At 37.5% G+C, this 8,959-nt stretch carries 12 protein-coding genes; 5 read left to right on the forward strand and 7 right to left on the reverse strand.

Annotation, left to right across the window (positions count from 1 at the left end; all coding sequences use genetic code 11):
- Positions 1–238: 238 nt before the first annotated feature.
- The 3 genes from BN52_RS06955 (at position 239) to BN52_RS06965 (ending at position 2,270) form a co-directional block, all read left to right on the forward strand.
- Positions 239–1,006 (forward strand): DeoR/GlpR family DNA-binding transcription regulator, encoded by a 768-nt coding sequence (locus tag BN52_RS06955; RefSeq protein WP_008473717.1) that lies wholly within the window; start codon positions 239–241, stop codon positions 1,004–1,006.
- 2 nt (positions 1,007–1,008) lie between these two features.
- Entirely contained in the window at positions 1,009–1,359 is a 351-nt protein-coding gene (locus BN52_RS06960) for a hypothetical protein (RefSeq protein ID WP_008473718.1), read from the forward strand.
- 92 nt (positions 1,360–1,451) lie between these two features.
- Positions 1,452–2,270 carry a Cof-type HAD-IIB family hydrolase gene (locus BN52_RS06965; protein ID WP_008473719.1) on the forward strand — a complete coding sequence of 273 codons (819 nt, stop codon included), beginning with the start codon at positions 1,452–1,454 and terminating at the stop codon, positions 2,268–2,270.
- Positions 2,271–2,308: 38 nt separating this feature from the next.
- Here the strand turns inward: BN52_RS06965 and BN52_RS06970 are convergent, their stop codons facing one another.
- From BN52_RS06970 to murI, 7 genes are all read right to left on the reverse strand, one after another.
- Positions 2,309–3,034 (reverse strand): GntR family transcriptional regulator, encoded by a 726-nt coding sequence (locus BN52_RS06970; RefSeq protein WP_008473720.1) that lies wholly within the window; start codon positions 3,032–3,034, stop codon positions 2,309–2,311.
- On the reverse strand, positions 3,034–3,957 hold the full coding sequence (locus tag BN52_RS06975) for a nucleoside hydrolase (RefSeq protein WP_008473721.1): 924 nt from the start codon (positions 3,955–3,957) through the stop codon (positions 3,034–3,036). The genes BN52_RS06970 and BN52_RS06975 overlap by 1 nt, the downstream gene beginning before the upstream one ends.
- 23 nt (positions 3,958–3,980) lie before the next feature.
- Positions 3,981–4,673, reverse strand: a complete 693-nt coding sequence (gene rpiA / locus BN52_RS06980; protein ID WP_008473723.1) for a ribose-5-phosphate isomerase RpiA — start codon at positions 4,671–4,673, stop codon at positions 3,981–3,983.
- A 5-nt stretch (positions 4,674–4,678) separates the two neighbouring features.
- The gene (gene rbsK / locus BN52_RS06985) at positions 4,679–5,596 is read right to left on the reverse strand and encodes a ribokinase (protein WP_008473724.1); all 918 of its coding nucleotides are present in this window, start codon (positions 5,594–5,596) and stop codon (positions 4,679–4,681) included.
- A gap of 97 nt (positions 5,597–5,693) precedes the next feature.
- Entirely contained in the window at positions 5,694–6,161 is a 468-nt protein-coding gene (locus tag BN52_RS06990) for a Dps family protein (RefSeq protein WP_008473725.1), read from the reverse strand.
- Positions 6,162–6,279: 118 nt separating this feature from the next.
- A complete protein-coding gene (locus tag BN52_RS06995; protein ID WP_008473726.1) occupies positions 6,280–6,894 on the reverse strand; it encodes an XTP/dITP diphosphatase in 615 nt (204 codons plus the stop codon).
- The gene (gene murI / locus BN52_RS07000; RefSeq protein WP_008473727.1) at positions 6,895–7,689 is read right to left on the reverse strand and encodes a glutamate racemase; all 795 of its coding nucleotides are present in this window, start codon (positions 7,687–7,689) and stop codon (positions 6,895–6,897) included.
- An 89-nt stretch (positions 7,690–7,778) separates the two neighbouring features.
- Between murI and BN52_RS07005 the strand changes: the two genes are divergently transcribed.
- Both BN52_RS07005 and mscL read left to right on the forward strand, forming a co-directional pair.
- Positions 7,779–8,189 carry a YslB family protein gene (locus tag BN52_RS07005; protein WP_008473728.1) on the forward strand — a complete coding sequence of 137 codons (411 nt, stop codon included), beginning with the start codon at positions 7,779–7,781 and terminating at the stop codon, positions 8,187–8,189.
- Positions 8,190–8,207: 18 nt separating this feature from the next.
- Positions 8,208–8,579: a large-conductance mechanosensitive channel protein MscL gene (mscL, locus tag BN52_RS07010; RefSeq protein WP_008473729.1), complete on the forward strand. Its 372-nt coding sequence runs from the start codon at positions 8,208–8,210 to the stop codon at positions 8,577–8,579.
- The last annotated feature ends 380 nt before the right edge of the window (positions 8,580–8,959 follow it).

Raw genomic sequence — 8,959 nt, forward strand, 5'->3', positions numbered from 1 at the left:
CAAGTTAATCATAGCAGTTTTTGAATAAAATGCAACCATTTTAAAAATTGGTACCATCCAATTTTTAAAAGCGTAATATTCAAATACTGAAAGATAAAGACTGCTATAATGGCAGTTAGCAAAAATAAATCAGTATTATCAGCTTTAAATACTGATAAATGCTGAAGTATTTTTTCAAAATACGTATTAAATACAGAAAGATATTTTTAAAGATGTTAAATTAAGGTTGGTGAGAGAAATGCAACAAGAAGAACGTCTCAAAATCATTATGCAACTGCTACATGAACGCACTCGTTTAACGACTAGAGAAATTGCTGAACATTTTGCAATTTCTTTTGACACAGCTAGACGCGATGTCATTAAACTTACTGCAACAGGTCAAGCAATGCGGATTCATGGAGGATTAATGGCTATCAATCAACAAGATGTTCCCGACTTTTTAGCCCGCAGTCAGATTCAATCTCCCCTAAAGAAGAAAATGGCCCAAGTAGCTAAAAAGTTTATTCATCAAGGTGATTTGGCTTATATTGGTCCGTCTACGACTCTGCAGCTTCTTTGCCAACTATTAAATGGCGAAGATTTAACGGTTGTAACTAATTCAATTGACAATGCCTTGGCACTTTTAGCTTCACCACTCCCCAAAGTTAAATTATTAGCTGGTGATTTAGCTAAAGACAATCGTTGGACCTATTCCGCTGCAGCTTTAGCAAGTTTAAAATTGATGCGACCAAACATTGCTCTTGTAGGCACTTCATTAGTTCGGCAAGACGGTATATATCTGCCCAATAGCAAAGATGCCGAGCTGATCAGGACTGCCACTACACGAGCGAGAAAAGTAGTAGTAATTGCTGAAAAGTTCAAGTTTATCAATGAAAATAATTCACCATTTTTGGCAACTTCTCTAGATAAGATTGACGTTTTGATTACTGATGTTTCTCTCCCTGATGAATATCGTACTTGGTTCAATCCAAGAACTCAGATTATTAGCGGTTCGAGAAAGGAATAATCATGTCAGCAAAAGTCATTGACGCAGAAAAACGTGAGCAAACCTACCAATTGTTGAACGAATTTTATCAATCATTTTTTAGCGATGTATATAACGAACTAAATATTCATCGATATCTACCAGTTCGGGATGCAATTGCTAATGTCATTCATAAATTTATTATGGATGATCATCCAATGGCTTTTGCTGGAAAATTGGTAATGTACATTCAAACCCAAATTGCCTTTTCGCATTTGCGATTGAGTAAGCAACAATTATTGTTATTACATCGACTTGAAGACTTAACCAAAAATATCGATTTAACCTTTGTCTACACTAGCCCACTAGATAGCAATCAGCAATTTGTTGGTTAACAGCAGATTTTTAAGGGCATAGGTTTTATCATGATTATTTTGCCTTATAATAGAGGTAGTTGTTATTTTTATCTATAGAAACGAGGAAAGTTATGGCACAACTTCCATTTAAAATCGTTGCTGTTGATATGGACGGCACTTTTATGAGTGATCAGCAAACTTTTGATCATGCTTGGTTTGATCAAATTTTGACGGATTTGCGAGCAAATGGTGCACACTTTATCATTTCTAGTGGTCGACCAATCAAAAAAATTCAAGCAGATTTTTCTGAGTATCTTGATCGAATCAGTATCGTAGCTGAGAATGGTGGCTTAATATATCGTGATAATCAATTACTTCGACAACGGTCACTTACGGCTAGTACAGGACGAAAGCTAGTTGCCTACATCGCTGAAAAGTTTCCTGAAGTAGGAATTTTCGCCAGTGGAACCGAAGGATCATATATTCGATCAAGTGAAAGCGAAGAATTTATCAAATTTATGACCTTTTATTACCCAGAACGAAAATTACTCGATACTTTAGAACAAATGCCCAGTGATGAAAGGATCATCAAACTGACCCTTCGGTGTCCAGAAGAATTGGGGCCACAAATTGAAGCTGGTTTCAATGAAATAAGTAGCGAAAAAGTTCATACTGCCAGCAGTGGCTATCACACTGTTGATGTGATTCCTGAAGGGGTTAACAAAGCTGATGGAATCAAGTTTTTCCTCGACTACTTTAAATGTAGTAGTGCCGATTTAATTGCGTTTGGTGATGACTTTAACGACTTGGAAATGTTGCAACTAGCTAAATATAGTTACTTAATGGCTAATGGGAATCCTAAATTAGTACCTTATGCAAAGTTCAGAGCCCCAAGCAATAATGAAAATGGGGTCCTTCAAGTTCTAGCTGAATATTTAAAGCAAAAATAAAAGCAGTTGGCTTCAAGTGAAGCTAAACTGCTTTTTTGCTAGTTGTTTAAATTTACAAAACTGTTGAACCGCATATATTGGTAATGTACTCGCATATTAGAAACTTCAAATGGCGTTCCATCATCTAAGAAGAAAATACCTTCCATCACTCCTACAGGCTCCTCTGGTTTTAAATGCATCTGTGCCTGATCTTCTTGACTCGAAGGCTCTACCGTAATGTTAAGGAAAGAGCGCGTAACTGTTTTGCTTTGCGTGTCCTCAAGGAAATTAAACAGTGAGCTCTGCAAAACTTCTTCTTTCAATTCAGGCATAATCTTGATGGGAATATATCCGGTTTCAATAATAAAGGGCTGTTGGTCTAACAAACGTAATCGCTTGAATTCATAGACAAAATCATTTTCCGTCAAAAATAGATCTTGTGCAATTTCAGGTGAAGCCTTAACCACGTGAAATTCCAAGAGCTTGATCGACTGCTTTTTGCCTGGAACTTTAAAACTATCAGTTAGTCCCAAGTTAGATCCTTCATAACGAAACATCGCTTGATTCTTTAAGTAAAGCGGATTGATGAAGGTGCCACTTCCACGTTTTTTAAAGACAATTCCTTGTTGAGCTAACAATTCAAGTGCTCGCTTCATTGATGAGCGACTGACTTGATAAAATTCAGCAAGACTGCGTTCATCGGGTAATCGCATCCCTTCATAATTGCCTTTTAAAATATTTTGCTTAATGTCATGCATTACCGTGCGATAAACAAAATCCGCCATTATTTTCTTCCTTGATCTGCTAATTTTATGCTCTCAACCATCCAATCGGCAAACTTAACCGTATCAACGTCTACTGCAACTTCTGCGTTCTTATTTTCTCCGTTGAAATCAATTGCACTAGCACCATACGTTACTCTTCCAGCTAGTTCGATTTCAACTTGTGCTGGTTTCAAAGTAAAGAATTCTGGATGTAACAAAATTCCTACTGCCGTTGGGTCATAAATTTTAATTTGATTGCTGCCGTCAGTTTCATGAATATTTGCAAACATGGCATACAACATTTCACCAACTGCACCACAAGCCTTGATCCGCGCCATTTGGTCTTCAGTTAAATGCGCCTTATTACCAATTTCAAGCGGTGCAACTTTGACAGGCAAGCCACTGTGAATGACGATTTGTGCTGCTTCCGGATCACCGGCAATGTTGTATTCCGCAAATGGACTGTGATTGCCACGGCCAATGTTTGCTCCCATAATCACCACTTGTTCAATATTTGTGACTACGTCAGGATATTGCTTAAACAGCAAGGCAAAATCAGTTAATGGCCCAATACCTAATAAAGTAACTTTTTCAGAGCTTGCCATAATAGTTTCATACATTTTAGTAGCTGCCAAACCATTTTCTAGCAAACTTTGATCTGCTTTAGCAAATTTATAGCCAGCAATTCCGGTCTTACCATGAACCTCGGCAGCACTGATTGCGGGTCTTACTAAGGGTTGATTTGCCCCTTTTACTACCGGTACTTCAGTATGTAAAAATTGTTCTAAATCCAAGGTATTTTGTAAGGTGTAAGCTAAAGTTACATTTCCCCATGTAGGAACAATCATCTTTACATCAAGTTCCTTAGCAAAAAGACTGATTGTCATCGCAGCAATATCGTCGATCCCAGGATCAGTACTGATAATTAATGGTATTTTGGTCATTAAACTCTTCCTCTCATCAATTTTTATCTTTCTTGAGTTTCAATTGTACCATCACTGTGCGCAATAATCACTTGATCACATACATTTAAAAATAATCCATGTTCAACTACGCCGACGGTTTGATCAAGATAAGCTGCTAATCCGTGAGGTGCCGGAATTGGATCGACTGCTAAGTCAATAATATAGTTGCCATAGTGAGTGACATAGCGCTCTGTACCATTCATGCGCCATTGTGGCTTTAATCCTTCTTGAGCAAATTTACGGAAGTTTTGTTCACAAGAAATTGGCAAGACTTCAACTGGCAACGGAAAATCTCCAAGATGAGCTACCATCTTTGATTCATCGACAATCCAAATATTTTTCTTGGAATTAATTGCTACATTCTTTTCAAGCGTTAGGGCGCCACCACCGCCTTTGATACCATCTAGCGCTTCATCTACTCTGTCAGCACCATCAATGGTTAAATCAACATGATCAACATCAGCTAATTCATCAACTTTAAAGCCTAGCCCTTCAAGTTGCTTTTTACTACGATTACTGGTAGTAACAATATGCTTTAGCGTTAATCCTTCTTTTGCCTTTCGCTGCCCAAGCGCATCAATGAAGAAGGCAACAGTCGAACCTGTACCTACTCCTAAAACAGAATTATTTTCAACTAACATTGCTGCTTTAGTAGCAGCTTCTCTTTTTAATTGGTCTTGTTGTTGCTTATCCATAATTATTACCTCAATGCTTCTTCAACCTCAGCAATCGATGGAATCGAAGGCTGAGCGCCTAACTTTTGAACTGCTAACGAGGATGCCTTGCTGGCAATAGTGGCAGCTTTTTCAATGTTGGCAAGATCTGTATCCAAACTACCTGCCAAAAATCCTAAGAAAGTATCTCCCGCTGCTGTAGTATCAACCGCCTTAACCTTAAAAGCAGGAACCAATTTTTCCACCTTAGGTGTTGCAATATATGCCCCTTTATCACCGTAGGTAATGATGACATTTTCAACTCCTAATTCGTGTAGCTTAGCAGCATTTTTCGCCAAATCTGCTTCAGATTCAATCTTAATTCCTGTGATTAGTGCGCTCTCAGTTTCGTTTGGCGTGATCACATCAGTGACTTCTAACAATTCTCTTGGAATTTTTTCAATGGCTGGAGCTGGATTTAAAATGGTCATGACTCCATTAGCCTTAGCTAATTTAAAAGCATATAAGGTGCTAGCAAGTGGGGTCTCGAACTGGGCAATAATACACTCAGCATCTGCAATCAATCCCTCAGCACGCTCAATATCTTCTGGCTTTAGTTCATAATTAGCGCCATGATCAATAATAATATCGTTTTGACCAGCTTCGTTTAACGTAATATAAGCTTGTCCAGTCGCAGTATTAGCAGTTTTTTGTACATAATCGGTTTTTACACCATATTTTTGTAATTGGGCTAACAAAAAATCAGCGAAACTATCATCACCAACACGACTGATAAAGTAGCAATCTGCACCGCTTTTAGTAGCTGCAATAGCTTGATTTGCTCCTTTGCCACCGCCTGCGACGGTTACTTTATTGGCATTAATCGTTTCGCCAGGTTTAGGAAAATCTTTGACATGCAATGTTGTATCAACATTGCTTGATCCAATAACAATAATCTTTTTCATATTCGTTCCTCATCTTAACAACTAACTAATTACTATTATAGCAAAGGACAAGTCACAAATGAGTGCAAAAAAAAACCACCTTGCGGTGGTTTAGATGTTATTGATCGATTTCAGGTGCCTTGCCGATTTCAGCTGCCATCATCCAGATGCGCTTTTCAACGGCGGTGTGGAAGCCGGTCAACATATCGTTAGTTGAGTAGTCGCCTTCTTCATCACTGACCTCGATTCCCTTTTCATAAAGCTTTTCAAGGTAGCGGTAACCAGCAATTATTTTTTCATAACGTTCTTCAGTGCTTTCTCCCCAAGTTCCCTTTTCATCAGGAATCTTAGTTAATTCAACAATTTCGCTTAAAGTTGAAACCGGTGAACCATCAAGCGTAATCAAACGTTCTGATACTTCATCCAATTGTTCAGCAAGTTCATCCATAACCTTATCTAAGTATGGGTGTAATTTTAAAAATTGACTTCCGCGCATGTACCAGTGATGTTGGTGAACAATCATGTGCATTTGCGTTAAATCAGCAACTAATTGGTTTAAAACTTCTTTGGTCTTAGGATACTTCATAAAAACCTCCTGATACAATCTACAATTTTCGATTCCATTATATCAGGATGATTTTTGGCTTTCGAATGATTTGCTCAGAAATTTTAGACTTAATTTGACCAGCAAAGCCTGTAGCATTTTAAAATTGTGCTAACCAAGCTGGTAATTCCTTTAATAAAGCCACAATAGCACGTCCACGATGTGAAATTTCATTCTTTTCATCCGTCGTCATTTCAGCAAAAGTTTTACCTTTTTCGGGAACGTAAAATAATGGATCATAACCAAAACCATCCTCTCCCCTAGGTCCAGCTAAAATTCTTCCAGTGCATTGACCAGAAACTACCAAATCTTGATCCAAATGACCTGGCATTGAAACTACAATCGTAGTATTAAATTTGGCAGTACGTTTTTCTTCGGGAACGCCACCCAATTCAGCTAATAATTTAGCATTGTTGTGAGCATCGTTATGAGCTTCACCAGCATAGCGAGCACTTCTTACCCCAGGCTCACCATTAAGAGCATCAACCATTAAGCCTGAATCATCGGCAATTGTTGGCATTTGGGCATATTCAGCAAGTGCATGAGCTTTTAGTTTTGCATTAGCCTCAAATGTCGTCCCAGTTTCAGCAACATAAGGTGCATTTTCGAGATCGGCGTTGGTTTTTACAACTAATTCAACGCCTGCCGTCTTAAAGGCTTTTTTAAGTTCTTTAACTTTGCCTTGATTATTTGTTGCAAATAAAATTTCCTTCATTTAAAAATTCTCCGTATCAATTTGTTGAACTGGAAGTTCATCAACTTCCATAAATGACTTGCCTAAATCAGCGAATTTTACAGGATCCCCTGTAGTGTAATACTCATGCTTAGGCGGTAGGTTCGGATCAGAAAACAAATGATCTCGCTTCATGACATTGTAAGTATATTGCGCCACTTGATCGGCTGGATCAACTACTTGGACCTTGTTGCCAACAGCAGCTTCAAATTCAGCTTGGGCTAAAGGATAATGCGTACAACCCAAAACTAGCGTATCAAAATCCTTGCCTGCTAATGGTGCAAGACTTGTCTTAACTTCTTCAAGATTGTCTTCATGTTTTTCAATCAGCGGCGCTAATCGTGGCGTTGCTAATTCCGTTACTTCAATCTCTGGATCTCTAAAGGTTAGCTCATCACGATAAGCATGCGAATCAATCGTCACCTTTGTCGCAACTACCGCTACTTTTTTGTTTTTAGTAATTCTAGCTGCTGCTAATGAGCCTGATTGAATCACACCAATAATTTGGGGATCAACCTCTTTTTGTAAAATATCCATCGCTGCTGCAGTTGCCGTATTGCAGGCAAAAATGATTAATTTAACTTGTTTGCTTAAGAGAAAATTGACGCTTTTTCTTGTCAATTCGATAACTTCTTCAGTGGTGCGGTCACCATATGGCATATGTGCACTATCCCCAATAAAAATTGTCGATTCATTTGGCAACTTCTGAATTACCTTTTTTACGATACTAAAGCCACCAACTCCAGAATCCAAAAGACCAATTGCGTGATTATTCATTGATAAATTCCACTTCCTGAAAATTTTTATTTTGCCATGCATTAAGTTTACGGTAAAATAGAAAAGAATAAAAGGGATGAGGTTTCATTATGCAAGATAATCTTGAACAAGTTGACGAACATGTTTACTTTTTAAACCAACTATATCGCGATTTTTTATTACCAGAAATATTAGGTGAAGACAATGCAACTATCCTATATTGGGCCGGCAAGCGCATTGCTCGTCACTATAATTTAGTAGCATTCGAAGATCTGGAAGAATTTTTTCAAATTGCGGAATTTGGGAAGATTGTCAAAGTAAAGGAAAAACGAGCTTCAATCAGCTTTGAACTAAGTGGGCAAATTGTGGTTGATCGTCTCAATAGCGATAGTCGTGAATTTTCTCTTGAAAGTGGCATGATTGCGGAAGTCGTTCAAAAAGAAACTGGTCGAACAACGGAGTGCGAGATTAAAATTTTAGATAAAGAACAGAAAGTCGAAATCCTTGCAAGATTAAGTTAATAGAAAGTGGGAACAAGAATGATCAAAGAATTCAAAGAATTTATTGCTCGTGGTAATGTTATTGATTTAGCAGTCGGTGTTATCATTGGTGGGGCTTTTACAGCGATCGTAAACTCCTTGGTTAATAATTTGATTAACCCATTGCTCGGTTTATTTATCGGCAAGATCGACCTTTCAAACTTAGTATTGAAAGTTGCTGGCGCTAACTTTAAGTACGGTGAATTCATCAATGCTGTAATTAACTTCTTGATTATCTCATTTATTGTCTTCTTAATTGTTAAAGCAGTCAATAAAGTGGTTAAGAAGAATACTCCTGAACCTGAACCAGCTGGTCCAAGTGCAGAAGATTACCTTAAGGAAATCCGTGATATTTTGAAAGAACAAAAATAATCACAATAACAAGAAAGAGTCTGGCAAACATTTAACTTCCAGACTACATAAGAAAAGCAATCGTTTCTCTGTTAAGAGTTTCGATTGCTTTTTCATTCTCTTTAAGGATCACCCCCACACTCGTGGGGAACACTAAAAGATCCTTGAAATATCAACCCTTTGAAAAACCGACATCACCGTTTTTCATTACTTTCTTTTATGCCCATCTCTACTATATCAAAAAATAATTATTTTTCTTCAATTTTCTGAAAATAATTAATAGAATTTTCTATTTTTTGCGTATTTATATATTAGGGGGTTATTTTCTACCCAAAATCAAGTATTATTAGGCATTTTAAGCAATTATTTTTGATCAGTCTTATTAATATTTGAAACGGTTG

Source organism: Lactobacillus gigeriorum DSM 23908 = CRBIP 24.85 (genome assembly GCF_000296855.1).
Taxonomy (GTDB): Bacteria; Bacillota; Bacilli; order Lactobacillales; family Lactobacillaceae; genus Lactobacillus; species Lactobacillus gigeriorum.